The 24,898-nt window shown below is 70.2% G+C and carries 26 protein-coding genes, 1 pseudogene and 1 riboswitch; of the genes and pseudogenes, 11 read left to right on the top strand and 16 right to left on the bottom strand.

The genetic code is table 11. The features are described from left to right. Positions 1-143 precede the first annotated feature (143 nt). Together DFR74_RS35320 and DFR74_RS35325 are read right to left on the bottom strand one after the other, a co-directional pair. Entirely contained in the window at positions 144-737 is a 594-nt protein-coding gene (locus DFR74_RS35320) for a hypothetical protein (protein WP_147265782.1), read from the bottom strand. Further along, a complete protein-coding gene (locus DFR74_RS35325) occupies positions 734-967 on the bottom strand; it encodes a hypothetical protein (RefSeq protein ID WP_147265783.1) in 234 nt (77 codons plus the stop codon). The genes DFR74_RS35320 and DFR74_RS35325 overlap by 4 nt, the downstream gene beginning before the upstream one ends. A gap of 590 nt (positions 968-1,557) precedes the next feature. Between DFR74_RS35325 and DFR74_RS12150 the strand changes: the two genes are divergently transcribed. Continuing rightward, complete coding sequence (locus tag DFR74_RS12150; protein ID WP_084537530.1) at positions 1,558-2,043, top strand: hypothetical protein; 486 nt, start codon at positions 1,558-1,560, stop codon at positions 2,041-2,043. A 467-nt stretch (positions 2,044-2,510) separates the two neighbouring features. On the opposite strand, the gene DFR74_RS12160 is transcribed toward DFR74_RS12150, so the two are convergent. Next, positions 2,511-2,714: a ribbon-helix-helix domain-containing protein gene (locus DFR74_RS12160; protein ID WP_067508263.1), complete on the bottom strand. Its 204-nt coding sequence runs from the start codon at positions 2,712-2,714 to the stop codon at positions 2,511-2,513. A gap of 226 nt (positions 2,715-2,940) precedes the next feature. On the opposite strand from DFR74_RS12160, the pseudogene DFR74_RS12165 reads away from it, so the two are divergent. After that, positions 2,941-3,791, top strand: a pseudogene (locus DFR74_RS12165) (TIGR02677 family protein). A 198-nt stretch (positions 3,792-3,989) separates the two neighbouring features. Here the strand turns inward: DFR74_RS12165 and DFR74_RS12170 are convergent. From DFR74_RS12170 to mca, 8 genes are all read right to left on the bottom strand, one after another. Next, entirely contained in the window at positions 3,990-4,601 is a 612-nt protein-coding gene (locus tag DFR74_RS12170) for a (2Fe-2S) ferredoxin domain-containing protein (protein WP_067508259.1), read from the bottom strand. Continuing rightward, positions 4,598-5,386 (bottom strand): ABC transporter ATP-binding protein, encoded by a 789-nt coding sequence (locus DFR74_RS12175; RefSeq protein WP_067508257.1) that lies wholly within the window; start codon positions 5,384-5,386, stop codon positions 4,598-4,600. Before DFR74_RS12175 ends, DFR74_RS12170 begins: the two co-directional genes overlap by 4 nt. Then, on the bottom strand, positions 5,383-6,444 hold the full coding sequence (locus tag DFR74_RS12180; RefSeq protein WP_232331720.1) for a FecCD family ABC transporter permease: 1,062 nt from the start codon (positions 6,442-6,444) through the stop codon (positions 5,383-5,385). The genes DFR74_RS12175 and DFR74_RS12180 overlap by 4 nt, the downstream gene beginning before the upstream one ends. Then, the gene (locus DFR74_RS12185) at positions 6,441-7,439 is read right to left on the bottom strand and encodes a FecCD family ABC transporter permease (protein ID WP_198161720.1); all 999 of its coding nucleotides are present in this window, start codon (positions 7,437-7,439) and stop codon (positions 6,441-6,443) included. Before DFR74_RS12185 ends, DFR74_RS12180 begins: the two co-directional genes overlap by 4 nt. After that, positions 7,436-8,473, bottom strand: a complete 1,038-nt coding sequence (locus DFR74_RS12190; protein WP_067508328.1) for an ABC transporter substrate-binding protein — start codon at positions 8,471-8,473, stop codon at positions 7,436-7,438. The genes DFR74_RS12185 and DFR74_RS12190 overlap by 4 nt, the downstream gene beginning before the upstream one ends. Before the next feature lie 24 nt (positions 8,474-8,497). Then, positions 8,498-8,685: riboswitch (cobalamin riboswitch) on the bottom strand. A 37-nt stretch (positions 8,686-8,722) separates the two neighbouring features. Continuing rightward, positions 8,723-9,286, bottom strand: coding sequence for a TIGR03086 family metal-binding protein (locus DFR74_RS12195; protein WP_067508253.1), 564 nt, complete (start codon positions 9,284-9,286; stop codon positions 8,723-8,725). 253 nt (positions 9,287-9,539) lie between these two features. Next, positions 9,540-9,809, bottom strand: coding sequence for a hypothetical protein (locus DFR74_RS12200; RefSeq protein WP_067508251.1), 270 nt, complete (start codon positions 9,807-9,809; stop codon positions 9,540-9,542). Beyond that, the gene (gene mca / locus DFR74_RS12205; protein WP_113975079.1) at positions 9,809-10,675 is read right to left on the bottom strand and encodes a mycothiol conjugate amidase Mca; all 867 of its coding nucleotides are present in this window, start codon (positions 10,673-10,675) and stop codon (positions 9,809-9,811) included. Before mca ends, DFR74_RS12200 begins: the two co-directional genes overlap by 1 nt. A 119-nt stretch (positions 10,676-10,794) precedes the next feature. Between mca and DFR74_RS12210 the strand changes: the two genes are divergently transcribed. Both DFR74_RS12210 and greA read left to right on the top strand, forming a co-directional pair. Beyond that, on the top strand, positions 10,795-11,238 hold the full coding sequence (locus DFR74_RS12210) for a DUF4307 domain-containing protein (RefSeq protein ID WP_067508247.1): 444 nt from the start codon (positions 10,795-10,797) through the stop codon (positions 11,236-11,238). A gap of 365 nt (positions 11,239-11,603) precedes the next feature. Further along, positions 11,604-12,098 carry a transcription elongation factor GreA gene (gene greA, locus DFR74_RS12215; RefSeq protein WP_067508245.1) on the top strand — a complete coding sequence of 165 codons (495 nt, stop codon included), beginning with the start codon at positions 11,604-11,606 and terminating at the stop codon, positions 12,096-12,098. Positions 12,099-12,381: 283 nt separating this feature from the next. Here greA and DFR74_RS12220 read toward each other — a convergent pair whose 3' ends face one another. After that, positions 12,382-13,524, bottom strand: coding sequence for a cystathionine gamma-synthase (locus DFR74_RS12220; protein WP_067508243.1), 1,143 nt, complete (start codon positions 13,522-13,524; stop codon positions 12,382-12,384). 102 nt (positions 13,525-13,626) lie between these two features. Between DFR74_RS12220 and DFR74_RS12225 the strand changes: the two genes are divergently transcribed. Further along, the gene (locus tag DFR74_RS12225; protein WP_067508241.1) at positions 13,627-14,805 is read left to right on the top strand and encodes an acyl-CoA dehydrogenase family protein; all 1,179 of its coding nucleotides are present in this window, start codon (positions 13,627-13,629) and stop codon (positions 14,803-14,805) included. 220 nt (positions 14,806-15,025) lie between these two features. Here DFR74_RS12225 and DFR74_RS12230 read toward each other — a convergent pair whose 3' ends face one another. Continuing rightward, a complete protein-coding gene (locus DFR74_RS12230; RefSeq protein WP_067508240.1) occupies positions 15,026-15,667 on the bottom strand; it encodes a mechanosensitive ion channel family protein in 642 nt (213 codons plus the stop codon). A gap of 237 nt (positions 15,668-15,904) precedes the next feature. Further along, positions 15,905-17,293 (bottom strand): cystathionine beta-synthase, encoded by a 1,389-nt coding sequence (locus DFR74_RS12235; protein WP_067508237.1) that lies wholly within the window; start codon positions 17,291-17,293, stop codon positions 15,905-15,907. Between the two features lie 108 nt (positions 17,294-17,401). Here DFR74_RS12235 and DFR74_RS12240 point away from each other — a divergent pair, with 108 nt between their 5' ends. The 4 genes from DFR74_RS12240 (at position 17,402) to DFR74_RS12255 (ending at position 20,770) form a co-directional block, all read left to right on the top strand. Continuing rightward, a complete protein-coding gene (locus tag DFR74_RS12240; RefSeq protein WP_067508235.1) occupies positions 17,402-17,863 on the top strand; it encodes a hypothetical protein in 462 nt (153 codons plus the stop codon). A 197-nt stretch (positions 17,864-18,060) separates the two neighbouring features. After that, a complete protein-coding gene (locus DFR74_RS12245) occupies positions 18,061-19,041 on the top strand; it encodes an SGNH/GDSL hydrolase family protein (protein WP_067508233.1) in 981 nt (326 codons plus the stop codon). A 43-nt stretch (positions 19,042-19,084) separates the two neighbouring features. Next, the gene (locus DFR74_RS12250) at positions 19,085-20,305 is read left to right on the top strand and encodes an acetyl-CoA C-acetyltransferase (RefSeq protein WP_067508231.1); all 1,221 of its coding nucleotides are present in this window, start codon (positions 19,085-19,087) and stop codon (positions 20,303-20,305) included. 135 nt (positions 20,306-20,440) lie between these two features. Next, positions 20,441-20,770, top strand: a complete 330-nt coding sequence (locus tag DFR74_RS12255) for a DUF1330 domain-containing protein (protein ID WP_067508229.1) — start codon at positions 20,441-20,443, stop codon at positions 20,768-20,770. A 78-nt stretch (positions 20,771-20,848) separates the two neighbouring features. On the opposite strand, the gene DFR74_RS12260 is transcribed toward DFR74_RS12255, so the two are convergent. Both DFR74_RS12260 and DFR74_RS12265 read right to left on the bottom strand, forming a co-directional pair. Further along, positions 20,849-21,715: a Bax inhibitor-1/YccA family protein gene (locus DFR74_RS12260; protein WP_067508227.1), complete on the bottom strand. Its 867-nt coding sequence runs from the start codon at positions 21,713-21,715 to the stop codon at positions 20,849-20,851. Positions 21,716-21,843: 128 nt separating this feature from the next. Continuing rightward, positions 21,844-22,995 (bottom strand): class I SAM-dependent methyltransferase, encoded by a 1,152-nt coding sequence (locus tag DFR74_RS12265; RefSeq protein ID WP_067508226.1) that lies wholly within the window; start codon positions 22,993-22,995, stop codon positions 21,844-21,846. A gap of 535 nt (positions 22,996-23,530) precedes the next feature. Between DFR74_RS12265 and DFR74_RS12270 the strand changes: the two genes are divergently transcribed. After that, the gene (locus tag DFR74_RS12270; protein WP_067508224.1) at positions 23,531-24,100 is read left to right on the top strand and encodes an AMIN-like domain-containing (lipo)protein; all 570 of its coding nucleotides are present in this window, start codon (positions 23,531-23,533) and stop codon (positions 24,098-24,100) included. Positions 24,101-24,163: 63 nt separating this feature from the next. Then, positions 24,164-24,874, top strand: coding sequence for a DUF6153 family protein (locus tag DFR74_RS12275; protein WP_067508223.1), 711 nt, complete (start codon positions 24,164-24,166; stop codon positions 24,872-24,874). Positions 24,875-24,898 lie beyond the last annotated feature (24 nt).

A 24,898-nucleotide genomic window follows, 5' to 3' on the forward strand; every position in this document is an offset into this window, starting at 1 on the left:
TCCCAGCCCACAGCCACGAGACGCCACCTGCGTGCCTTGCACTGCCGTCTCGGGCCCTCTACACGAGATCCTGGCAATGTGACGGCCAAAACGCGCCCGATAGCCGATCAACTGACGATCGGCCGAGATCCGGGCGAAGGTCATCACGCGGATTGCCGTGCACGAGTTGCTCGCCGTCTCCGGTACGCACGCTGCCGGCAAGCATTGCTGCAGTACTTCGGTCGACGACCATGGTGGTGAGGGAAAACGAGCCGATAGTCGGCCATTGCGACGAACCGGGGGTCAGCCCAACCGCCCCCGAAGTTGGAGGCCGGTTCACACGGACACTCCTCACACGGTCTGCGCCCGAACGCAGGGACGTAGCCGTGGTACTCACACCAGGTCACCGCCGCCCGCTGCCCGGTAACTCCCGGACCTTCGACTTTCGCGGCGAAATCCCCGATCTGCTGCAGTACCCGGTCTCGATCACTCGCGTCCAGGTCGGCGAACATCGGACGCAACTCGGTGCGCAGCAGATGGGAGATCGTGCCCCAGATGAAGGCCTGGAACGGCCAGCTGACGTCGAAATCCCGCTCGGCCTCGATCCTTCGCCGGATCCAGTCGAGTTCGTACTGCGCCTTCGCGGAAGTGAGCGCCTCGTCGAACGCTGCTGTGAACCGCTGAAATACGTCTCGAACGACAGCCGCCGAGGCGGAGGTCTCTTCCACCGGCGTGCGGTTTGCGCGGCTCTTGCTCACTCGACCTCACCCAGTTCGCCGCGCACCTTCGCGGAAGCCGCCTGAAAGGCGTTTCGCTCGATGCGATCGTCGGCTCGTCGCTTTCGGAATCCGAATCCAGCCACGAACGCCGCGAAGATCTTCGATACATCGCTGCGTGGTGCCCTGCACAATGCCACGACAGTGACGATCGCGACAACCGCAAGGAAGACAACCGCCGGCCACACACCTGCCGTGATAGTCGAGTTCACGGGATGAAAGATGCTGCTGTACAAGGGACCTCCAGGAACCGGAGAAGCCCTCAGCGCGCGCGCCGAAGGCTTCTGGATAGTCTGAATCGGTTGCGAGACAACAAAAAAAGCCCCAGCGAAGACGCTGAGGCCGCCGAGAACATAGCTCTCCCGACATCGGACATCATATCAAGTCAACGGGATGCCGCAATCCCTGATCAGACGAGCCAAACTCGCAGTTAGATAGCACTTTTCGCCTTCTCGCTGATCTTTGGGCACCTTTCGTAACGCGTCCAGGGCGCTCCCCCACGTCTCCGAGTTCAGCCGACAGCCCTGAGTCAGCCATCACATCTTCGGAGGGCAACGTGCATGTGCGGGACCGATACGACGTGGACAGCGGCGAGAGCGTCGAAACCGCCGGTATCCCTGGGCTTGACGAGCGCATGGGAGCATCGCACACCGACGACATCGCGCGGAGAGAGCAACATCGAAGGATCCCCCGAGGTTTCTACGCCGCAAGGAGCTGTAGTGCCTACAGGTCCGCTGAGCCTGCCCGATACCGTCGGCGGACGAGATGGCGAGAGGACCGATCCGACTCGATGAGGTATTCCATGCGCAAGAATCGACTTCTCGGGCCGACCTGTGTTTTCGCGGGCCTGCTCGTGGCGATGGCAAGTGTGGTGGGCTGTGGCGGTGAACAGCATGGTGATGATCGACGACTGGAGACCACCCCGGTCGAAAGCGACATCGCCAGGGAGGCGTCCGAGTTCGGCGGGATCGTGATACCCGAGGACGCCACGGTGCTCGGCGCCCGCTCGGAGCACGGGCGCGACACGCTCTATCGGGTGGCCGTGTCGACTGATCCGGAGGGCCTGGCCCTGCTTCTGGCCTCGTCGAAATTCACCGTTCCACTGACCAAAGTGTTCCGCGTGGCAGAGACCACTATCGCAGGCCCGCCGTTGGAGACCTCTGCGTCTCTGCTGCAGGCCGAAGATGTCTACCAACGCCCGGACGGACTGTCGGTCAACCGGATCGTCGTCGTGGACGAGAGGGATTCGTCGAGCCGGATCGTTCACATTCAGCTGTTCGACACGTAATCAGCGGACACCCTCTACCACGCACGACCGGCCGCCAACCACACCATTCTCACCGCGCGAGACGGCCTCCCTCGGGGATCGATAGGTCCGGCTGTGGGCGTAATCGGAATCGTGTATTCCATCGGCTACAGGGTGCGCAAGGATGGGAACAGCCTTCGGCGCAACCGCCCGGGGCTGGCGGTCGCCGTAGTCCGCGTACTCCGGCTCTATCCGCCGCGCCTCGCTCATCGCCAACCCTTGATCCGGCACTCGGGCAGCACTGACATCGCCCACCGGCGGAACTGCGCGTCCAACGGCGAACGGATACATTGCCGACCGCGAGAACCTACAAGTCGTCGGGCAGGAGCGTGAACGCCTTCGCCTGGGTCAGCGGGCGGATCGTACGGAAGTCCCGGCGCTCGAGGGTCGGCACCGACTCGGTGCGGAACTCGGCGGCGGGTGCGACGCGCCCTCGGCCACCGCTCCGGTCACATCACCCCCGGCAACGGCCCCCCGCTCCCCTCGAAGGTCGGCCTGTCGAGCGAGTCGTCCCACACGCGACACGAGAGCGCCGCCAAACGAATGCCTTCACGAATGATCTCCGCCTCTGCGATGCCCCGCTGCTTCGCGGCTTGCTTGATCAGCGCTAGATCCTCGGCATCGGCATAGACGTTCGTTCGCTTCATCGGCATGCACCAAAGGTGACACATGCACCGACGGGAGCACCTGCCGTGCAACGACAACTCGTGCGATTCGCACTTTCGCAGGACCCGTACATCGCGGCCCGGTACCCGCCGATTCGCCGGACCCGCGCACGGGGCACAGGGCCCAAGGCACGGGATGACACCGTAACGGCCACCCGCACCGGCCGGGCGACCGATAAACTGTGCGGCCAGATCACCTGGGAGGGGCATTCGAGTGGCCGACTCAGCGACTGCACGTCCCTTTGCGCACGTCCATGCCACGAACTCGGAGCTGTACCGTGCCATCCTGAGCACCTTCACCACAGCCAAGCGCAGGTTCACGGTGCACCTGCGACCGGACGATGTGCACGCTGCGCTCCGTTCGGCCGGATTCGCCTGCGATCAACAAGGATTGGCGACCGCACTGAATCAGCTGTGCGAATGGGGCAACCTGCGCGCGGACCCCGACACCAGCCGGGTGACCACCGTCGAAGAGTTCCACCGCGCGCGATTCCTGTATCAGCTGACCAGGGAAGGCGAGGCCGCCGAAGCGGCGCTGACGGTCTACTACTCCGCGCTGGGCCGACGCGGTGCGCTCCAGTCTGTCGCGTTGACCGACATCGTGACGCACCCACGCGCCCTGCTCGCCCTCGCGACCGAATCGGAACCGGATGACGCGCGGGCGCATCTGTCACTGCTCGCGCTGGCGAGCCGTTTCAGGATCTCGCCGACAATGCCCAGGCGTTCATGGGTTCGCCGCAGAACGTGCGCGACCTGCACGAGGCCGACGTCGACGCCTTCCTCGCCTACGAGGACCGGCTCATCGAGTACCTGGAGCGGTTCATCAAGAATCTGGTCGGCACCGGGGCCGAGATCGCCGGTCTCGTCGTCGAACTCGACGGACGCCGGTTCGAAACCTGCTCGATCTGGCCGCGCTGCGCGAATCCGCCGAGACCGCACCGGACGGCACCGACGACTTCCGCGAGCGGGCGTTCGCGCGAGTACGGCCGAACAGGATCGGCACCGACACACAACCCCGGGTGGACGAACTCACGGTCCGATCAGCTCTTCACCGGCCATGAATGAGAATGCGCGGTCACCTCGACGCCGGTTTCGTGGACATACGGACGCTTGATTGGTGGTCACATAGACGGACTTCAGTGGTCGCTTGGACGCTGCCTCCAGCGTGGGCCGTGCCGCTCGGTCACCGTGCGCCCACGACGGCGATCGAAACATGGTCACCGGGCCGGCGATGAACGGCGCCGCAATCGTCCGGTCACCGATTCAGCTCGGGCCGCCGTCCGGCACCTCCACGTTCGTGTGCCACGTCCCTTCCGGATACGTGATGTACATCGGTCCCAGGTTGCACGGGTTGAGGCAGCCGGTGGGGGTGATGAGGGCGTCGGGGTGGTCGGTGCGTAGCGTGCGGTGGAGGGCGGCCGCGCCGTAGACCGTGCAGCGGGGGCCGCGGCAGACCAGGATGTGTTCGGTGTGCTCGGGGATCTGCGACCAGGCCGGGCTGCGGAAGGCGCGGGGGCTGGCGGTGACCGGGCTGCCCGGGGAATCCATCAGGCCGCGCACCACGTCGGCGAATCCGGCGGCCGCGTCGAGACTTTCGGCGATCCGCACCTCGTCATCAACCCCGCGGACCTCCTTCCAGTTCGCCACCGCCCGCGCGATCCAGGTCTCCAGGTACCGGTCGCGCGGCACGGCCAAGGGGATCAGGGTGACCGGCTCCCCCGCCGCGACCGCCTCGTCCAGCACGGTCCGGATGGTCGGCTCACCCTGATCGAGCAGGGCGTAGCCGATGCCGCACTCGGCGGCCAGCTTCTCGACGGCGGCGAGGTCGACACCCGAGGGCGTGGGCCGCGCGACCAGGACGTAGCGGCGGTTCATCGCGCCCGCACCGCCCGCGCGGCGGGGACCACCAGCGGGGTCCCGGTGGCCGGATCGTCGATGACCAGGCAGTCGAGCCCGAACACCTCGGCCACCAGGTCGGGCCGCACGACGGCCGCGGGCGCGCCGCTCGCGACGATCCCGCCGTCCTTCATCACGACCAGGTGGTCGGCGTAGCGGGCGGCCAGGTTCAGGTCGTGCAGCACTGCGATGATGGTGCGCGGCAACAGGTTTCGCAGCACCTCCAGCACGTCGAGCTGATGGGCCAGGTCCAGGAAGGTGGTCGGCTCGTCGAGCAGCATCACTTCCGGGTCCTGCGCGATGGCCAGCGCGATCCATACCCGCTGCTTCTGCCCGCCGGAGAGCAGGTCGACGGGGCGGTCGGCGAGGTCGAGGGCGTCGGTGAGTTCGAGGGCGCGGCGCACCGCGGCGTCGTCAGCGGCGGACCACTGCCGGAACCAGCGCTGATGCGGGTAGCGGCCGCGTCCGACGAGTTCGGCGACGCTGATCCCGTCGGGCGCCTGCGGCTGCTGGGGCAACATGCCGAGGCGGCGCGCCAGCGTGCGCGCCGGGGTGTCCGCGATGTCGGCGCCGTCGAGCAGCACCGCGCCCGCGGCCGGACGCACCAGCCGCGCCAAGCCGCGCAGCAGGGTCGACTTGCCGCAGCCGTTGCGTCCGACGATGACGGTGAGCTGCCCGGCGGGGAAATCCACGGTGGCGTCCGTGACGACGCGGCTGTCGCCGTAGGCGAGGCCGAGGCCCGCGGTCGTGAGATGTGCGGTCATCCTGCGTGTCCGATTCGAGTAGCGCGGGCAAGGAGATAGACGAGCACCGGCGCGCCGAGGATCGCGGTGACGACCCCGACGGGGAGCTCGGCGGGAAACAGCCGCCGGGCCGCGAGATCGGCCGCCGTCACGAGCAACGCGCCCGCCGCGGCCGCCGGAGCAAGCCCGGCACCGCGTTCGGCGAGCAACCGGCGCACGATCTGCGGCGCGACCAGCGCGACGAAGGCGATCGGCCCGGCCGCGGCGGTGGCCAGGCTCGCCGCGACGGCGGCCAGCACCGTCGAGGTCACGCGATGCGCGCCGCGCCGCCCGGCCAGGGCCGCGGCGAGATCGTCGCCCAGTTCCAGCAGCGGCAGCGTGCGGGCGAAGACCACCAGCGGCGGCACCACCGCGCCCACCGCCGCGGCGGCGAACCAGACGTGGGTCCAGTCGCGGTTGGCCAGGCTGCCGGTGAGCCACATCGCCGCCGTGTGCGCCTGGTAGGAATCGGCCCTGGTGAGCAGGAACGAGATCGCCGAGGTGAGCATGGCCGTCACCCCGACCCCGACCAGCACGAGCCGGTACCCGTGCAGACCGTCCTTCGTCGCCACCGCGACCACCAGCGCCATCGCCACGACCGCGCCGGCCAGCGCGCCCCCGACCATCGCCACCCCGGCGACGCCGAGCACGGTGCTCACCGCGAGCGCGCCGAGCGAGGCACCCGCGTTGATCCCGATGATCTCGGGACTGACCAGGGGATTCGACGCGATCCGCTGGAGGATCGCCCCCGAGATACCGAATGCCGCGCCGGTGCACAGCCCGGTGAGCACGCGGGGCAACCGGTCGGCGTAGACCACGTCGTATTCGATGAGCGTGCCGCCTCCGCCGAGCACCCGCACCACGTCGCCCGCGCCGAGCGGATAGTGCCCGACGGTCATCGACCACAGCGCCACACCCAGCGCGGCCGCCGCGAGCAGCACGGTGACCAGCACCGACCTGGTGTGCACCCGCACCACGACCCGGCGCCCGGGCGAACTCAGCAACACCGTGCCCGCGGGCAGCACTCCCTGCGCCCTCACAGCGTCGACACCTTCCGGTTGCGCACGAGGTAGAGGAAGAACGGCGACCCGGCGAGCGCGGTGACGATCCCGGCCTGGATCTCCTGCGGCGGCGCGACGACGCGCCCGAGCACATCGGCCAGCAGGAGCAGCGCCGGTCCGAGGACGGCGCACCAGGCCAGCACCCACCGGTAGTCCTGCCCGGCGAAGGCCCGCGCGACGTGCGGAACGACCAGCCCGACGAACCCGATCGGCCCGGCGATCGCCACCGCCGACCCGGCCAGCAGCACCACGCTCACCGCACCGGCCGCGCGCACCGTGGCGAGCCGGGCGCCCAGTGTGCGCGCCATATCGTCGCCGATGGCGAGGGCGTTCAGCGCCCGCGCCAGCGCCACGGCCAGCACCGCGCCCACCGCGAGGAACGGCGCCGTCACCGCCATGGTCTCGGTGTCGGCCCGGCTCAGCGACCCGACCACCCAGAACCGGAAGTCGTCGAAGACGTTGCGGTCCAGCAGGGTGACGGCCGTGGTGACCGACCCGCACAGCGCCGTGAACGCGGCCCCCGCGAGGACCAGCTTCACCGGCGTCGCGCCGCCCAGCCCCAGCGAACCGAGCGTGTAGACGAACACGGCGGCAACGGCCGCGCCGAGGAACGCGAACCAGACCAGCCCGGCCGGCGCCGTCATCCCCAGCCCGCCGATGGCCGCGACGATGGCCAGCGACGCGCCCGCGTTGATGCCGAGCAGACCGGGACCGGCCAGCGGATTGCGGGTCAGCCCCTGCATCACGGCACCCGCCAGCGCGAGCGCGGCACCGGCGAGCAGCCCGGCGACGGTGCGCGGCACCCGGATGTAGCGCACGATCCGGTCGGTGTCGGTGCCCTGGAAATCGGTGAACGCCGAGAACACCGCCGCCGGGGTGAGCGCGTGCCTGCCGACCAGCACCGACGCCAGGCAGGCGGCGGCGAGCCCGACGCCGGCGACCAGCAGGCCGACGCCGCGAGACGACGGGTTCACCCGCCGAACAGATCCGGGTGGATCAGCCGCGCCACCAGTTCGGTCGCGTGCGCGAGGCGGACCCCGACGGCGCGGTCGGCGAACAGGAACGGGTGCACCGCGCGCTCCCGCACGGCCGTCAGGTTCGCGAACGCGGGATCGGTGAGGATCTTGTCGGCCTGCGGCTGGGCGTCGGCGCGCGTATAGGTCGCCTGGCAGCACAGGCTGGTCAGGATGATGTCCGGGTCGCGCGCGATCAGCTCCTCCGCGCCGATCTGGATATTGCGCCGTTCGGTGCGGTCCTCGAAGACGTTCACCCCGCCCGCGGCCTCGATGAGCTGGGTGACGAAGTCGATGCCGCTCGCGATGCTGTAGGTGCCGTCGTCGCGGGGCGTCACGACCGCCACCCGGGGCCGTTCGGCGCCCGCCACGGTCGCGCGCACCGCGTCGATGCGGGCGCTCAGATCGGTCACCACCTGCTCGGCCCGCTCGGACACACCCCACAGCGCGCCGAGATCGCGCAGGTCGGCGTAGACGTTGTCGAAGCGGACGGTGGCCGGGTCGATGGCCTCGTCGGCCAGGCCGTCGGCGCTCGGGCACAGCGGGCTCAGCACCCAGGTGCGCACGCCGAGACCGTGCAGGCTCGCGCGGGTGCCCACGCTGGACTGCGCCGACTCGGCGAACATCCCGTTGTAGCCGGACAGCACGAAATCCGGGTTCTGCGCGAGCAATTCGTCGCGGCTGGGCAGCCGCTCGACGTAGGCCGAGCGGGCCTGCGCCTCCTGGTACTCGGGCAGCACCGCCGCGTCCAGGAACGCCGTCCCGGCCAGCCGGTCGGTGACGCCGAGCGCGTGCGCGATCTCGATGGACGGCTGATACGCCGCGTAGATCCGCTGCGGCGGGCCGTCGACGGCGACCTCGATCCCGCAGTTCACCCGGGTCGCGGCGGCCTCGCCCGCCGCGGCCGGTTCGGGTGGTGCGGCACAACCGGCCAGCGCGAGTGCGCCGACGATGAGCGCGCCGAGACGCGGGCGCGCGAAAACAGATGGGGTCACCGTGACCGCCTTCCAGGTCCTCGTGGAGCGGGTAGCGCCGTGGCCGGTCTCCTGGCTGACGGGTGGTGCGCGGCGTATCTACCTTCCCAGGGCGGGCCCCAGTGGCTCCGGACGCGCGGGCGCCCGGGTCGATATGTCACTCCCGATCACAGTGGCGAGGGCCGCACCGGTTCCACACCGGTTTCCCGAACACCACGGCCCCGGGACCTTACCAAGGGCAATGAACCTCCGGGTGACCCAGCGGCCGTCTCACCACTTGCGGCCGGTGTAGGCGAGCAGCTTGCGGTGCGCGGGGGCGTCATCCTCGATGGGGACCTCGGCGTCGTAGATACCGGGGCGGCGGAAGACCTCGATGCCGCCGCCCGCGTACATGGCCGCGAGGAGTTCGGCGCACAGGCCGTCGTCGGCGAGGTCGGGGCGGTCGATGGCCAGGGCCAGATCGACGCCGTGGACCACCACCTCGGCCAGGTGGATGAGCGCCGCGGCGCGGCCGGGCAACGGGCCGAGCGACAGGTGCACGGTGGCGTCGGAGACGTCGGGCCGGTGCCAGGCGGCCCGGTCGACCTCGGCGGCCGCCGAATAGGCGCCCAGCGCGTCGCCGCCCAGCCAGTCGTCGCCGCGCGCCCCGCGCGGATCGATGCCGCACAGCGCCGCCGCGTGGGCGTGCATACCGCCCACGGTGTGGTTGAGCACGGCGCGCACATCCCAGTCGCTGCACGGCGTCGGCGCGGCGAGCATCTCGTCGTCGACGGCGGCGACGATCGTGCCGGTCATGTCGAGGGCGCGGTCGATCTGGCCGAGGAGAGTGTCCATGGAGGTCCTTCGGTCGAGCGGAGTTCCCGCATTGATAGCACAACCGAGTGACCACCGCCGGATGACGGAACGCGCCGTTGTGGTCCACCCCAATCGACACGAAAAGTATTGTGTCACCGCAAGTATCGCGTGGTGCGAGGTACGCGGACCGCGACCCTGGATGTCGGTGTTCGTACCGGTCCGCGAGGGTGTCCTCGATGTGAGCGGAGTCATGCCCGCCTGTCCAGATCCCTTGCCGCGCCGGCCCGGCGGCTCAGCCGGTCTGCGGCTTCCCGCCCGCTTGTGCGTCGGGCTTCTCGCGCGGCACCGCGCCGGGCTCGGTGCCTTCGTCGGCCGCTTGATCCGGCTCCGGATGCTCCGGCTCGAAGGTGTCGGGCAGGTTCTTCAGGTGGCGGTTCATCGACCGCACGAGCAGGAAGGTGCCGACGAGCAGGACGAGCACGATGGCCAGGCCCAGCGGCGAGGCCTTGCCGAACTCGGGACCGGTCGGGGTGTTCGGGGTCTGGGCGAGCAGAACGAGCATCACCGCGACGCGTCCTCGATACCGGCGAACAGATCGGTCTCCGGGATGGCCGTGCGCACGCGGGTCTTGGCCAGCTCGAACTCCTCGGTGGGCCACAGCCGCTGCTGCAACTCCAGCGGGATCGCGAAGAACGCGCCGTTCGGGTCGATCTGGGTGGCGTGCGCGCGCAGGGCGTCGTCGCGCTGCGGGAAGTACTTGCCGCACTCCACCTGGGTGGTGACCCGCGCCATCACGTCACCGCGCTCCACGGCGTGCGAGCGGATCCGGTCCAGCCAGTCCTGCAGCGGGAACGGCTCGCCCATGCGCTCGTACTCGGCGGCGAACACCTCGAGCCGCTTCATGCTGAACCCGTGGTCGTAGTAGAGCTTGAGCGGCGTCCACGGCTCCCCGGCCTCGGGGAACGCCTCCGGATCGCCCGCCGCGTCGAACGCGGCCACCGACACCTGATGGCAGCGGATGTGGTCGGGGTGCGGGTAGCCGCCGGTCTCGTCGTAGGTGGTGATGACGTGTGGTTTGAACTCGCGCACCACGCGCACCAGCGCCTCGGTGGCCTCCTCGAGCGGCACCAGCGCGAACGACCCCTCCGGCAGCGGGGGCAGCGGATCGCCCTCGGGCAGCCCCGAGTCCACGAAACCGAGCCAGGTCTGGCGCACGCCCAGCGCGCGCGCCGCCGCCGCCATCTCCTCGCGGCGCACCTCATCGATGCGTTCGAGCACGCCCGGGGTGTCCATCGCGGGGTTGAGAATGCTGCCGCGCTCACCGCCGGTCAACGTCACCACCAGGACCTCGTGGCCCTCGTCGGCGTACCGTGCGGTCGTCGCGGCTCCCTTGCTGGATTCGTCGTCCGGGTGGGCGTGCACCGCCATGAGGCGAAGGCCACTCACGTCTCGTTCACCATCGCTCTCGGTCGCGGGTGTCGGGTCTTCGTTCCCTATAGTTCCATTCGACCGACTTTCTGTTCCGACCCACCCCCGGGAGCGAGAAGATGAGCGATACTGCGCCCGGCGGCGACGCGGCCGCGCGACACGCCGACCGGTACGGCAGCGCACCGCCCGCCCGCCGCCGCGGACTCGCCATCGCGCTCGGTGTCGGTGTGCTCGCGGCCGGTGTGGGCGTCGCCTACCTGGGATTTCAGAAGTACGGGCCCGACGAGATCAACGCCGAACAGCTCGGCTACACCGTCGTCGACGATTCCACGCTGAGCGTGCGCGTGAAGGTCAGCCGCGACGATCCGGCCAAGCCCGTGGTGTGTTTCGTGCGGGCGATGGACCGCGATGGCGCCGAGGTGGGCCGGCGCGAGGTCCTGGTCGAGGCGTCGGACTCCGGCACTGTCCAGTTCACCACCACGGTCCGCGCGTCGAGCAGGCCCGCCGCGGGCAGCGTGTACGGGTGCAGTGACAGGGTGCCCGCGTACCTGCGCGCCCCGTAATCCGGCCGCCGGATTCGCGATGTCCGGCTACCGTCCCCGCGTTTTCACCCGCCCAGGCACCGCCCCCACGGGCGAAAACGCCGGGCGACGTCCGGAAAATTAACTCCGACCTGCATGTTTGTGATTCATGCTAAAATGGCGTCACACACGGTTCCGGGCCACGGAGCCGTGTTTGCTGCATTGGCGGCCAGCGCTGCTGCGTTCCGGGGTCGGGTTCACCCGGAACCGGGCCTGTCGGGGTTCGTAGAACTTCCCCAGGATCGCTCTAGCCGTCGGCTGGTGCATGCCCGCCTCCGGGTGGGTACTGCGGCAGTGATCAGGGAATCCCGGCTCGCGCCGGGAACAACTACTAGGGAGTGATCGAGATGACCGAGACGAATGTGACCTGGCTGACCCAGGAATCGCACGACAGGCTCAAGAGCGAACTCGACGCGCTCATCGCCAACCGTCCGGTCATCGCCGCCGAGATCAACGAACGCCGCGAAGAGGGCGATCTCAAGGAGAACGGCGGATACCACGCCGCGCGCGAGGAGCAGGGCCAGCAGGAGGCGCGCATCCGCCAGCTGCAGGAGCTGCTGAACAACGCCAAGGTCGGCGTCGCGCCCACCAAGTCCGGCGTCGCGCTGCCCGGCTCGGTCGTGAAGGTCTACTACGACGGCGACGAGTCCGATACCGAGACGTTCCTCATCGCGACCCGCGAGGAGGGCCTCGGCCACTCCGATCTCGAGACCTACTCGCCGAACTCCCCGCTCGGCGGCGCGCTCATCGACGCGAAGGTCGGCGAGACCAGGGAGTACACCCTGCCCAACGGCAACACCATGAAGGTCACGCTGGTCAGCGCGGAGCCGTACCACAGCTGACCGGTTCGGTCTCCGCGCCGCGGATCGGCACGACCCGCACTGCCGCATCCCGGCGCGTGGACACCGCCGCAGCACCGCGTGTCCGCCGGATCGGACCGCCGGCCGAAGGACGGTCGCCTCCTGATCGGCCGTTTCCGACCGGACGTGCGGTCTTTCCGGCGGTCTGGTGAGTGACGGACGGTCGAGCCCCGAGCTGGTTACGCCCGGGCGCCGCGACCCTCGACAGACGCGAGCGGCCGCACTCGATCTCGAGTGCGGCCGCTTCGTCGTCTTCATGCCGGTGTCAGGCCAGCGCCTGCTCGACGTCGGCCAGCAGATCGCTGACGTCCTCGATCCCCACCGAGAGCCGCACCAGATCGGCGGGCACCTCCAGCACGGACCCCTCGGTCGAGGCGTGGGTCATGGCGGCCGGATGCTCGATCAGCGACTCGACGCCGCCCAGCGATTCGGCGAGCGTGAAAATCTGTGTGCGCGAGCAGAAGTCGTGGGCCGCCTCGCGTCCGCCGTGCAGGCGCACCGAGATCATGCCGCCGAACCGGCGCATCTGCTTGTCGGCGACGCCGTGGCCGGGATGCTCGGCCAGGCCCGGGTAGATCACCTGGGAGATGGCCGGGTGGCCGGTGAAGAACTCGGCCAGCTTCTCGGCGTTGTCGCAGTGGCGCTCCATCCGCACCGCCAGCGTCTTGGTGCCGCGCAGGGTGAGGAACGCGTCGAACGGGCCGGGCACCGCGCCCGCGCCGTTCTGCAGGAAGGCGAACGCGGTGTCGAGTTCGGCGTCGTCGGTGACGAGCGCGCCGCCGACCACGTCGGAGTGGCCGCCCAGGTACTTGGTGGTGGAGTGCAGCACGATGTCGGCGCCCAGCGCCAGCGGCTGCTGCAGGTACGGGGTGGCGAAGGTGTTGTCGACCACCAGCTTCGCGCCCGCGGTGTGCGCGATGTCGGCCAGCGCGGGGATGTCACCGATGCTCAGCAACGGGTTGGTGGGCGTCTCGATCCAGACGAGCTTGGTGTTGGGGCGGATGGCCGCGCGCATCTCGTCGGTGTCGAAGACGTGCGCCGGGGAGTGCTCGATGCCCCACTGGCTGAACACCTTGTCGATGAGCCGGAAGGTGCCGCCGTAGGCGTCGTCGGGGATGACGATGTGGTCGCCGGGGCGCAGCAGGGCGCGCAGCGCACAGTCGGTGGCGGCCATGCCGGACGCGAAAGCCCTTCCGTAGCGGCCGGATTCGAGCGCGGCGAGGTTGGCTTCCAGCGCGGTGCGGGTCGGGTTGCCGGTGCGGGCGTACTCGTAGCCGCCGCGCAGGCCGCCGACGCCGTCCTGGGCGAAGGTGGAGCTCGCGTAGATGGGCACGTTGACCGCGCCGGTCTGGGGATCGGGATCGAAACCGGCGTGCACGGCCCGTGTGGAGAATCCCAGCTCACTCATGGCCACAGCCTAGATGCGGCGTTCGCGGGACTTTCGCCGGGGCACCCCCTTTCCCGCGCGAGGGTCTGCTGCGCGCCCGCGCCTGCCTTTAGGCTGAGGCCCATGGTGACTGTCGAGGAATTGTTCGCTATCGATACCCTGCTCTCCGCCGAGGAGCGCGAGATCCGGGACACGGTCGCGGCTTTCGCGGCGCAGCGGCTGCGCCCGCACATCGCGGACTGGTTCGAGGCGGGCACCTTCCCGGCCCGCGAGATCGCCCCCGAGCTGGGCAAACTCGGTCTGCTGGGGATGCATCTGGAGGGGTACGGCTGCGCCGGGATGTCGGCAACGGCGTACGGCCTGGCCTGCCAGGAGCTCGAGGCGGTGGACTCCGGCGTGCGCAGCATGGTGTCGGTGCAGGGGTCGCTGGCCATGACCGCGATTCACAAGTTCGGCTCCGAGGAGCAGAAGCAGCGGTGGTTGCCCGAGATGGCGGCGGGCACCGCGCTGGGCTGTTTCGGCCTCACCGAACCCGACTTCGGCTCCAACCCCGGCGGGATGCGCACCCGCGCGGTGCGCGACGGCGACGACTGGGTGCTCAATGGCGCGAAGATGTGGATCACCAACGGCACGGTCGCCGATGTCGCGGTGGTGTGGGCGTACGCGCACGAAGGCGACGCCAAGCCCGTGGTGCGCGGATTCCTGGTGCCGGCCGGCACGCCCGGATTCACCGCTCGTGAGATGCACCACAAGCTCTCGCTGCGGGCGTCGGTGACCGCCGAACTCGACTTCGACGACGTGCGGCTGCCCGCCGACGCGGTGCTGCCGGACTCGCGCGGGCTGAGCTCACCGCTGGCCTGCCTGAGCGAGGCGCGGTTCGGCATCGTCTTCGGGGCGCTGGGCGCGGCCCGCGACTGCCTGAGTGCGGCGATCGACTACTCCCGCACCCGCGAGGTGTTCGACAAGCCGCTGGCCGGCTACCAGCTCACCCAGGCCAAGCTGGCCGATATGGCGCTCGAGGTGGGCAAGGGGCAGCTGCTGGCGCTGCACCTGGGCCGGCTCAAGGATCGCGGCGAGATCACCGCCGAGCAGATCAGCGCGGGCAAGCTCAACAGCACCAGGGAGGCGATCGCCATCGCCCGCGAGTGCCGCACCATCCTCGGCGCGAACGGCATCACGCTGGACTACCCCGTGCTGCGGCACGCGAACAATCTGGAGTCGGTGCTCACCTACGAGGGCACGGCCGAGGTGCACCAGCTCGTGCTCGGTAAGGCGCTCACCGACGCCAACGCGTTCCGCTGACCGATCGTTCACCCGAAGTGTCGCGCGCACCGGCGGCACCCCGACGCCGACCTGTTCCGCCGACCGATCGTTCGCCCAAAGTGTTCGCGCGCCGACAGCACCGCGACGCCGACGCATTCCGCTGACCCGATCGCCGGTCGTTTGCCCCAAGCGCCGCAGACGCCGCGCGGCGCTACGGGGTCACCGCGTAACCCGCTGATTGCCGGGCGCGCGGCCCGGATCAGCGAAAAGCCCTGCGGGACGGCGTGATCGAATCCGCGGGCCGGATCAGGCCGCCGCCGATCGCGACCGCCAGCGTCGCGCCCACGGTCACCAGAACCGTGACCAGGATCGGCACCGTGACCGACGCGGGAACACCGATCAGGGCCAGCGCGGCCACGGCTCCCGCGCCCCACACGAGCACCGCGGCGAACCGGCCCAGGATCCGTCCGTAGGGCGGCGCGCCCACCATCGAGGTGACGATCAGCCGCACCTCCTGTCCTACCACCGCCGCGACCACCGCGAGCACGATCGCCGCCGCGCACCTCGGCAACCAGGCCACCACGTCACCGAGCAGCGCGCCCACCGCGGTCGGCCCGAACACGCCCAGGCCGAGCCAGAGCGCGACCAGCAGAACGGTTCCGGCCGAAGCGGCGGTGAGCAGGCCGGTCGCGCGGTGACCGTACGGGAGCCCGCGCACGAGCCGGTCGAAGCCGGTCAGCCGCAGGACGCACGTCACGATCGCGGCGACGGCCCGCGCGACGAACCAGCCCGCGAGCAGGATCGCGAGGAACCCGGCGACCATGGTCAGGAAGGTCGCGACCGAACCCCACGCCTCGGCGAACCCCCACTCCGGATCGACCCCCGATCGAGAGGTGTGCACGGGCCCATCCCTTCGGAATCCGACGATGCCGAGCACGGTTGCCCGCCACGGCTCCAAGGCCGGTTATACCCCTGGAAGTGCTCGATCATAGGCAATTGCGATGAATTTGCCATATGCGTCGCCGCGACAGGCCCCGGTGCGCCGAAGCTGGACGGTCGTCCACAGCCGGACGCACGCGCTCACCGGAAAAGCCCACCGCCCGGACGCGTACGCCGACCGTCGCCGTCGGGCCCGAACTCAGGCGCCGATGCGCCCCGTGCTCAGGAACCCGAGCAGGTCGTGGCGGGTGATGACGCCCACGGGCTTGCCGTCCTCGACGACCATCAGCGCGTCGGTGTCCGACAGCGCCTTGGTGGCCGCCGAGATCGGCTCGCCCGACCCGATCAGCGGGAACGACGGGCTCATGTGCTCGGCCACCGAATCGGTGAGCTGGGCGCGGCCCTCGAACACCGCCGAGAGCAGATCGCGCTCGGTGACGCTGCCCGCCACCTCGCCCGCCATCACCGGCGGCTCCGCGCCGACGACCGGCATCTGCGACACCCCGTACTCGCGCAGGATCTCGATGGCGTCGCGCAGCGTCTCCGACGGGTGGGTGTGCACCAGGTCGGGCAGGCCGCCGGTCTTGCCGCGCAGGACGTCGCCGACCAGCGGCTCGGGGCTGCCGTCCAGGCGGCTGCGCAGGAAGCCGTAGGAGCTCATCCACCGGTCGTTGAAGATCTTCGAGAGGTAGCCGCGGCCGCCGTCGGGCAGCAGCACCACCACGACCGCGTCCGGATCGCGGCGCGCCACCTCGATGGCGGCCACCACGGCCATGCCGCAGGAGCCGCCCACCAGCAGGCCCTCCTCGCGGGCCAGCCTGCGGGTCATGTCGAAGGAGTCGGCGTCGGAGACGGCGATGATCTCGTCGGGCACGGCCGGGTCGTAGGCGGTGGGCCAGAAGTCCTCGCCCACGCCCTCCACCAAGTACGGGCGGCCGGTGCCGCCGGAGTACACCGAGCCCTCCGGATCGGCGCCGATGATCTTCACCTTCCCGCCGGAGACCTCCTTGAGGTAGCGGCCGGTGCCGGTGATGGTGCCGCCGGTGCCCACACCCGCGACGAAGTGCGTGACCTTGCCGTCGGTGTCGCGCCAGATCTCCGGGCCGGTGGTCTCGTAGTGGCTCTCGGGGCCGCCCGGGTTGGAGTACTGGTTCGGCTTCCAGGCGCCCTCGATCTCGTCGACCAGGCGGTCGGAGACGCTGTAGTAGCTGTCCGGGTGGTCCGGCGGCACGGCGGTCGGGCACACCACCACTTCGGCGCCGTAGGCGCGCAGCACGTTGCGCTTGTCCTCGGACACCTTGTCGGGGCACACGAACACGCACTTGTACCCGCGCTGCTGGGCGACCAGGGCGAGGCCGACGCCGGTGTTGCCGGACGTCGGCTCGACGATGGTGCCGCCCGGTTTCAGCAGGCCGTCCCGCTCGGCCGCCTCGATCATCTTGACGGCGATTCGGTCCTTGGAGCTGCCGCCCGGGTTGAGATATTCGATCTTGGCCGCGACCAGCCCGGCGTTCGGGCCGACGACGCTGTTCAACCGGACCAGGGGCGTGTTGCCGATGAGGTCCACGACATGATCCGCGATGCGCATTGCCCCATCGTTGCAGAAGGCTCCGGAGCGGGTTCGCCCACGCCACCCTCGAGGTGACGATTCCGACATCGAGGCACCGGCCGCGCTCCGCGCTTAGGATCGGGAGCCATGAGGCAGACCTCCATCACCAGGGCCGCCATCGTCCTCGCCGCATCGGCCGCCGCCACCGTCCTCGGATCCGGTGCGTCGGCGCACGCGGCCACCGTCGGCTTCCCGGACGTCCCGACGGTCGCGCGCGGCGGCCTGTGCTGGACCACCATCCAGACCTGGGCCGACACCAGCCCCGAATGGCCGGGCCGCGCCATCCTGAACATGCGCGCCGCGCCCGTCTCCGGCGTCGGCCCCGGCCGCTACCCGCTGGCCCCGCTGTGCGAGGTGAAGGCCACGGTGGCCTGGCGCAATGTGACCACCGGCGCGGCGGGCGTCTACGAGAACATCGTCGTCACCGGCATCTACGGCAGCATCCAGTACGCCCTGTTCCAGGACACCGGGCCCGGCCGCGTCGACGTCACCGTCACCACCGACGCGCCGAGCATCCCCGCCCACGCCTCCTTCGACGTCCCCGCCTGACCCATCCCGGCCCGCTCGCGTACCTCGTGAGCGGGCCGCTTGCTGCTCGGCGTACCGGGCGGTGCGGGCGCGTTGGCCCGACAGCCCCGAATACCGTCGACCCGCGCCGATCTCGCATCCTTCGGTCCCGGCGCGACGCGCGACCGTCGTCCCTGGTGAGCGGCCCGGGCGGGCGCGAGCACGTACCATGTCTGAACGTGGGCGCACCTAGGATCAGCTGGCGCACGGCCGCCGTGACCGGTGCCGCGACGCTGATCGCGGGATCGGGCGCGGGCACCGCGTCGTGGGTGGCGTATCGATGGTTGATGGCGCAGGCGGGGGCGGCGCGCGGCGTCATCGGACGCGACACCTCCAAGCCCCCGGAGGCCGACGGCATCTACACCGCGGGCTGCGCGGCGCCCGAACCGTGGCGCACCGGCAAGCACGCCGACCTGCACCTGATGATCTTCGGCGACTCCACCGCGGCCGGTGTGGGATGCGCCGACGCCGAGGGCGTACCCGGCGTGCGGATCGCCCGCGCGCTGGCCGAGGCCACCGGCAAGCGAATCCGGTTGAGCACCAAGGCGATCTCCGGCGCCACCTCCAAGGGCCTCGCGGGCCAGGTGGACGCGATGTTCGTCGCGGGGCCGCCGCCCGACGCGGCCGTGATCTTCGTCGGCGCCAACGACATCACCAAGAAGCACTCGATCAGCGCCTCGGCGCGCAGGCTGGGCGCGGCGGTGGCCCGCCTGCACCTGGCGGGCAGCGTGGTCGTGGTGGGCACCTGTCCCGATCTGGGCACCGTCGCGGCCATCCCGCAGCCGCTGCGCACCATCGTCCACAACTGGAGCGTGCGGCTGGCCAAGGCGCAGTTCGCCGTCACCACGGCCGCGGGCGGGCACCCGGTGCAGATGGGCGTGCTCGGCCGCGAATTCCTCGCCGCGCCCGACGAGATGTTCTCCGCCGACGGCTTCCACCCGTCGGCGGCGGGCTACGAACTGGCGGCGGCGCAGATCCTTCCGGTGCTGCTCGAGGCGCTGGAACGGCGCGGCGTCGACACCGACGACGGCGCGGCGCGGGCCCGGCGCGGGCTCGCGGCGCGGCTGGTCGCGATGGTCGCCCAGAAACCGGCGGCCGACGCCGGAGCGCGCAATGGCCGGGGCGACGTTCCCGGCGCTCTCCACATTCGGTACACATAGAGGTGCCAGTACAAAACTGAGCAGCACGCACGAAGGAGCCCTCATGCCAGAGGCAGTTATCGTTTCGACCGCCCGCTCTCCCATCGGCCGCGCAGGCAAGGGTTCCCTGGTGAGCATGCGGCCGGACGACCTCGCCACCCAGATGGTCCGCGCCGCCCTGGACAAGGTGCCCGCGCTGGATCCCACCCAGATCGACGATCTGATGCTGGGCTGCGGCCAGCCCGGCGGTGAAGCCGGCTTCAACATGGCCAAGGTGGTGGCCACCCAGCTCGGCTACGACTTCCTGCCCGGCGTCACGCTGAACCGCTACTGTTCCTCGTCGCTGCAGACCACCCGCATGGCGCTGCACGCGATCAAGGCCGGCGAGGGCCACGTGTTCATCTCGGCCGGCGTCGAGACCGTGTCGCGCTTCCCGAAGGGCACCTCCGACGGCTGGCCCGACACCCACAACGAGCAGTTCGCCGAGGCCGAGGCCCGCACCGCCAAGCGCGCCGAGGGCGGCTCCGACGGCTGGGCCGACCCGCGCGAGGCGGGCGAGCTGCCCGACGTCTACATCGCGATGGGCCAGACCGCCGAGAACGTCGCCCAGTTCACCGGCATCTCCCGCGAGGACCAGGACCACTGGGGCGTGCGCTCGCAGAACCGCGCCGAGGAGGCCATCAAGTCCGGCTTCTTCGAGCGTGAGATCACTCCGGTGACGCTGCCCGACGGCACCGTCGTCTCCACCGACGACGGCCCGCGCCCCGGCACCACCTACGAGAAGATCTCGCAGCTCAAGCCGGTCTTCCGCCCCGACGGCACGGTCACCGCAGGCAACGCTTGCCCGCTCAACGACGGCGCGGCCGCGCTGGTCATCATGAGCGACGTGCGTGCCAAGGAGCTGGGCCTGACCCCGCTGGCGCGCATCGTGTCCACCGGCGTCTCGGGCCTGTCGCCCGAGATCATGGGCCTTGGCCCGATCGAGGCGGTCAAGAAGGCGCTGGCGCTGGCGGGCAAGACCGTCGGCGATATCGACCTGTTCGAGATCAACGAGGCGTTCGCCGTGCAGGTGCTCGGCTCGGCGCGCGCGCTGGGCATCGACGAGGACAAGCTGAACGTGTCCGGCGGCGCGATCGCGCTGGGCCACCCGTTCGGCATGACCGGCGCCCGCATCACCGCGACGCTGCTGAACAACCTCCAGACCTACGACAAGCAGTTCGGTGTGGAGACCATGTGCGTCGGCGGCGGCCAGGGCATGGCGATGGTGCTCGAGCGCCTGAGCTGAGCGCACCCCCGAGCCGAAGGGCGGTCACCGGTCGCGGTGGCCGCCCTTCCGCTTTACCTCGCGGGTAATCGACTCCGGCCTCGTCGCGCGGAAGTATGAAGGGCGACAAGCAACCCCATCGCCCAGGAGGCCACGATGCCCGCCTACGCCGTCGCGCATCTGCACAACGTCGATCTCGGACCCGGAATCGTCGAGTACCTCGAGCGGATCGACGCCACGCTCGCGCCGTTCGGCGGGAAGTTCCTGGTGCACGGCGCGGGCCAGGTGGTGAAGGAGGGGCCCGCCGACGGCAACGTGGTGGTGATCCAGTTCCCCGATATGGCCGCCGCGGAGGGCTGGTACGACTCGCCCGCGTACCGCGACATCCTCGCCCTGCGCACCGACAATTCGTCGGGCGTCGCGGTGCTGGCCCCGGATTGCGGCGACGACCACGTCGCCACCGACGTGTTGAAGGACCTCGGCTGAAGGTCCGGACGAACGAAGGGCGGCCACCGGAATTCCGGTGGCCGCCCTGTGCCGGTAGCGGGCGTGACCCGCGGTCGGCTAGTCGCTCTGGAAGTAGGTCAGCAGGCGCAGGATCTCGATGTAGAGCCAGACCAGCGTGACGGTCAGGCCCAGCGCCACGCCCCAGGCCGCCTTCTCCGGCGCCTGCGCGCGGATCAGCTGATCGGCGGCGTCGAAGTCGAGCAGGAAGCTGAACGCGGCGATCGCGATGCAGACCAGGCTGAAGATGATGGCGATCGGGCCGCCGTCCCGCAAGCCGAAGCCGCCGTCCATGAAGAAGCTCGCGACCAAGTTGCCCAGCATGAGCACCACGACGCCGATGGTGGCGCCGATGATCATGCGGGTGAAGCGCGGGGTGACGCGGATGGCGCCGGTCTTGTAGACCACGAGCATGCCCGCGAACACGCCGAACGTGCCGAGCACCGCCTGCGCGATCAGACCGCTGCCGCCGACGCCGCCGAAGGAGATGTCGGTGAACATGAACGACAGCGCTCCGAGGAACAAGCCCTCGGCCACCGCGTATCCCAGCACGAGGGCCGGGTTGTCCATTTTGTTGGCGAAGCTGGCGATCAGCACCAGCACCAGGCCGGTGAGGCCGCCGACGATCACGAACAGCGGCGCGAGACCGGTGTTCATCGAGGTGAGGGCGTAGGCGATGATCGCGCTGACGGCCAGGACACCCAGGGTGATGCCGGTCTTGGTCACCACGTCGTCGATGGTCATCGAGCGGGTGGCGGGGGCCTGCTGGTACGGCTGGCCGTACCCGGCGGGGTACTCACCGTACTGCTGCTGGCCGTACTGGTGCCCCATCTGGCCGGCACCCGCTACGCCCGACCCGAAGTTGGCGTAGCCGCCGCCCTCCTGCCGAGGGAGGTTTCGAAAAACCGGATTGCTTGTCGTGCGCACCGTCAGTGCCTTTCTGGAGTCGTTGCCGCTGTCTGTCGGGGCAGTGCCCGATATCCAACTGCCTTCTCCAACGTACGGGCACCCGTACCGAGTTCCCGTCACGTCGGGCGAGGCGGACAATTCGGACTCTACCGCTGCCGGACGTCGTGCAGACCACGCACCGACCGTGTCACGGTGAACTTCCGGTTCCGGCCGACCACATCGGTCCGCCCGACCATCCGCTCCACAACGCCACGATAGTCCAGATGGGTGTTGTACACAGTCCAGAGTTCGCCGCCGGGACGCAGCACCCGGCCGGTCTCGGCGAACATCTTGATGGCCGAGCCGGTGTGCACGGCCGCCCCGACGTGGAACGGCGGATTGCACAGCACCAGGTCGGCGCTGTTGTCGGCGGCCGAGGACATGGCGTCGTCGCGCACGACCGCCACCCGGTCGGCCAGGCCGTTGGCCGCGACGGTGGCGCGCGCCGAGGCGACCGCGGCGGCGGACTGGTCGGTGCCGGTGACCCGCAGCGCGGGCCGGGCCTTGGCCAGCGCCACCGCCAGGATGCCGGTGCCGCAGCCGAGATCGATGGCCTCGCGCGCGTCGGGCTTCATCAGCTTGAGGTGTTCGAGCAGGAAGCGGGTGCCGATGTCGAGCTTGGCGCCGGAGAACGCGGCCCCGTGCGCAACCACCTCGATGTCCAGCTCCCCGATTCGCTCGTACACCGGAAAGGGCGGCTCCCCAACGGTTTTCGGACCCGAGACGAACAGCGCGCGGGACTTCTGCCTGCCCAGGCTCGCGCGGACCTCCGAAAAGTATTCGCCCAGCACGTCGTTCATGGACTTGGTGAGATGCTTGTCACGCCCACCCGCGATGATGCGCACCCCGGGCGCGGCGTAACGGGCGATGGCGTCGGCGATCTCGGCGAGCCCCGACAGCGCGCGCGGCAGGCGCATCAGCACCACGGTCGCGCCGGTGAGCAGGCCGGGGCCGAGCGGATGGGCGGTGTAGCGGTCGGTGCGCCCGGCGGCTTTGGCGTTGTTCGCGAGCGCGAGTTCGCCGGTCAGCAGATCCTGGTGCACGCGCACGTCGCGCAGGTCGTGCGCGGCGATGGCGCCGAGCGTGAGCGCGCCGTAGCTGTCGCCGATAATGGCAACCTCCCCGCTACCGGCGCTCGCGAGGGTGTCGGCGGCCACGTCGAGGATCAGCCGATCGGCGGCGTCCACGGCATAGAGGTTCGCCGCCTCCACATCCGGATACCGCCGCAGGCGACCCAGCACATCCTCGACCTCGTCCACGACTCAAGTGTGCTAGATCGTTGCCCGATCGGCGCGACCACCCCGGGGATCGGGGTCGTAATGGCTTGTGCCCGCGTCGCGAGTCCACGTTATGTCAACCGGCGCAAGCGAATTCGACAGGATCGCGCGATTACTTCCGACGCGAAAAATGCGCTGCCCCAACGACCGGCGTTCCGGACAGTGGGACGCGAACACGGTTTCGCCAGGACGCGCACGATTGCGAACCGCAACCTTCGTTTCGAATTCCGCCCGCACGCGTCCGAGACCCGTCGGGGCAGCGTCGCACCCCGCCGGAACCCCGGACGCGGAGGCGTCCGCCGTGCGGCTTTCCGGCATACCGCTGGCGACCACGCCGGCAGTCGGCGAAGCCATCGCGTTCCCCGGCAACGACTTTCACCACCCCGATGCGGGAACTTCCACTCGCGGAGCGAGTCTCGTCCTAGACTCGCGTGGGGACACATAACAGCACCACCGCCACACGCCGAGTCCCGGCGATCCCACCGCAACCCCCGCGCGTCTGAGTAGCATCTGCCACATGCGCAACAAGTTCTTGGTGGCGATCGCCGCGGTGGCGGCCCTGGTCGCGGGCTGCGACAGCGACAGCGGATCGTCCGCCGAACCCGGCACCACGGCGGTCGCGCCCACCTCGGACGCCGCACCGCCCGCCGACGCGCAGCCCAAGCGGGGCGCACACTCCCCCGGTGCCGCCCTCACCGTCACCGATATCCGCATCGGCACCCATTCCGGTTTCGACCGGGTGGTGTACGAGTTCGGCGGCACCGGGACGCCGGGCTGGCAGGTCGGCTACACCGACCGCGCGGTGCAGGACGGCAGCGGCGCCGTGCTCGACATCGCGGGTCAGTCGTTGCTGGAGGTGCGGATCACCGGCTCGGCGTATCCGTTCGACAGCGGCGTCACGCCGTACGAGGGCCCCGACCCCGCCACCGACGCCAGCGCGCCGCTCATCGCGGGCGTGTACCGCACCCTCGTCTTCGAGGGCACCACCCAGTCCTTCATCGGCGTGAACGACGAGCGCCCCGCCTTCGAGGTCACCACACTCACCAACCCCACCCGCCTGGTCATCGACATCGCCGCTCCTCACTAGCGGTTTTCGATACCAGCAGGGGGTACAGGTAACCACCCACCCCACTCCTCTACACTGGCGGCCGTGGACCTCGAGCCCGCCCCGCAGCGCGCATCCGGACTCCTCCGGCTGCTGGGCCTGCTCGCCCTCATCACCGGCATCCTCGCGATGCACACGGGCCTCGTCACCGGCCACGGGTCGGCCGACGCGACGCGTGCCGGCCACCACCAGCCGGGGGCGGGCGACCTTACCGCCGCACGTTCCTCCGCCGCGTTCCCGGCCGACCCTCACCACGCTCTTCTCGACTCTCGCCAGGCGGCCACCGGCTCCGCCACGAGCTTTCCCGCCGAACCTGCGGCAGGCGCCGCCTCACTGACGTATCTGCCTGACGACGTTGCGGCCGGCGACCGCCCGCACGACCCCACCACACTCACTCACGACCCGATCGCCGCCACCTGGGCCGAAGCTCTCACCGTGCCCGCCGACGCGTCGCTCACGCACGCCCACCACATCACCGACCCGCCAGTGAGCGAGCCAGGCTCGGCGAGCGCACCCACTGCCTTCTCCCCCGCTCCCGGGTGCGCGGACTGCGACGACAACCACGCCGGGCTGCACGCGTGCGTGTTCATCCTGACCATGCTCGCGCTGGCCGTGGCCCTCGTCGTGCTCTACCGCCTGGCCGTGGACCGGCCGGGCGGGGGTGTCACGCGGCCGCGACATTGGCGGCCGCGGCGGGAGCGCTCGCCACCGTGGACCGTGTTATCCCTGGCCGAATTGTCGATTCTGCGGATCTGATGGGCCTCCCGCGCCCGTGGCACA

Source organism: Nocardia puris (assembly GCF_003315035.1).
In the GTDB taxonomy this organism is placed as follows: Bacteria; Actinomycetota; Actinomycetes; order Mycobacteriales; family Mycobacteriaceae; genus Nocardia; species Nocardia puris.

What these genes read in the sequence shown, in the direction of transcription:
- DFR74_RS12150 (WP_084537530.1), top strand. Translation starts at nt 1,558, where the DNA reads ATGCGCAAGAATCGACTTCTCGGGCCGACCTGTGTTTTCGCGGGCCTG.
- DFR74_RS12160 (WP_067508263.1), bottom strand. Translation starts at nt 2,714, where the DNA reads ATGCCGATGAAGCGAACGAACGTCTATGCCGATGCCGAGGATCTAGCG.
- DFR74_RS12170 (WP_067508259.1), bottom strand. Translation starts at nt 4,601, where the DNA reads ATGAACCGCCGCTACGTCCTGGTCGCGCGGCCCACGCCCTCGGGTGTC.
- DFR74_RS12175 (WP_067508257.1), bottom strand. Translation starts at nt 5,386, where the DNA reads ATGACCGCACATCTCACGACCGCGGGCCTCGGCCTCGCCTACGGCGAC.
- DFR74_RS12195 (WP_067508253.1), bottom strand. Translation starts at nt 9,286, where the DNA reads ATGGACACTCTCCTCGGCCAGATCGACCGCGCCCTCGACATGACCGGC.
- DFR74_RS12200 (WP_067508251.1), bottom strand. Translation starts at nt 9,809, where the DNA reads ATGCTCGTTCTGCTCGCCCAGACCCCGAACACCCCGACCGGTCCCGAG.
- mca (WP_113975079.1), bottom strand. Translation starts at nt 10,675, where the DNA reads ATGGCGGTGCACGCCCACCCGGACGACGAATCCAGCAAGGGAGCCGCG.
- DFR74_RS12210 (WP_067508247.1), top strand. Translation starts at nt 10,795, where the DNA reads ATGAGCGATACTGCGCCCGGCGGCGACGCGGCCGCGCGACACGCCGAC.
- greA (WP_067508245.1), top strand. Translation starts at nt 11,604, where the DNA reads ATGACCGAGACGAATGTGACCTGGCTGACCCAGGAATCGCACGACAGG.
- DFR74_RS12220 (WP_067508243.1), bottom strand. Translation starts at nt 13,524, where the DNA reads ATGAGTGAGCTGGGATTCTCCACACGGGCCGTGCACGCCGGTTTCGAT.
- DFR74_RS12225 (WP_067508241.1), top strand. Translation starts at nt 13,627, where the DNA reads ATGGTGACTGTCGAGGAATTGTTCGCTATCGATACCCTGCTCTCCGCC.
- DFR74_RS12235 (WP_067508237.1), bottom strand. Translation starts at nt 17,293, where the DNA reads ATGCGCATCGCGGATCATGTCGTGGACCTCATCGGCAACACGCCCCTG.
- DFR74_RS12240 (WP_067508235.1), top strand. Translation starts at nt 17,402, where the DNA reads ATGAGGCAGACCTCCATCACCAGGGCCGCCATCGTCCTCGCCGCATCG.
- DFR74_RS12250 (WP_067508231.1), top strand. Translation starts at nt 19,085, where the DNA reads ATGCCAGAGGCAGTTATCGTTTCGACCGCCCGCTCTCCCATCGGCCGC.
- DFR74_RS12255 (WP_067508229.1), top strand. Translation starts at nt 20,441, where the DNA reads ATGCCCGCCTACGCCGTCGCGCATCTGCACAACGTCGATCTCGGACCC.
- DFR74_RS12270 (WP_067508224.1), top strand. Translation starts at nt 23,531, where the DNA reads ATGCGCAACAAGTTCTTGGTGGCGATCGCCGCGGTGGCGGCCCTGGTC.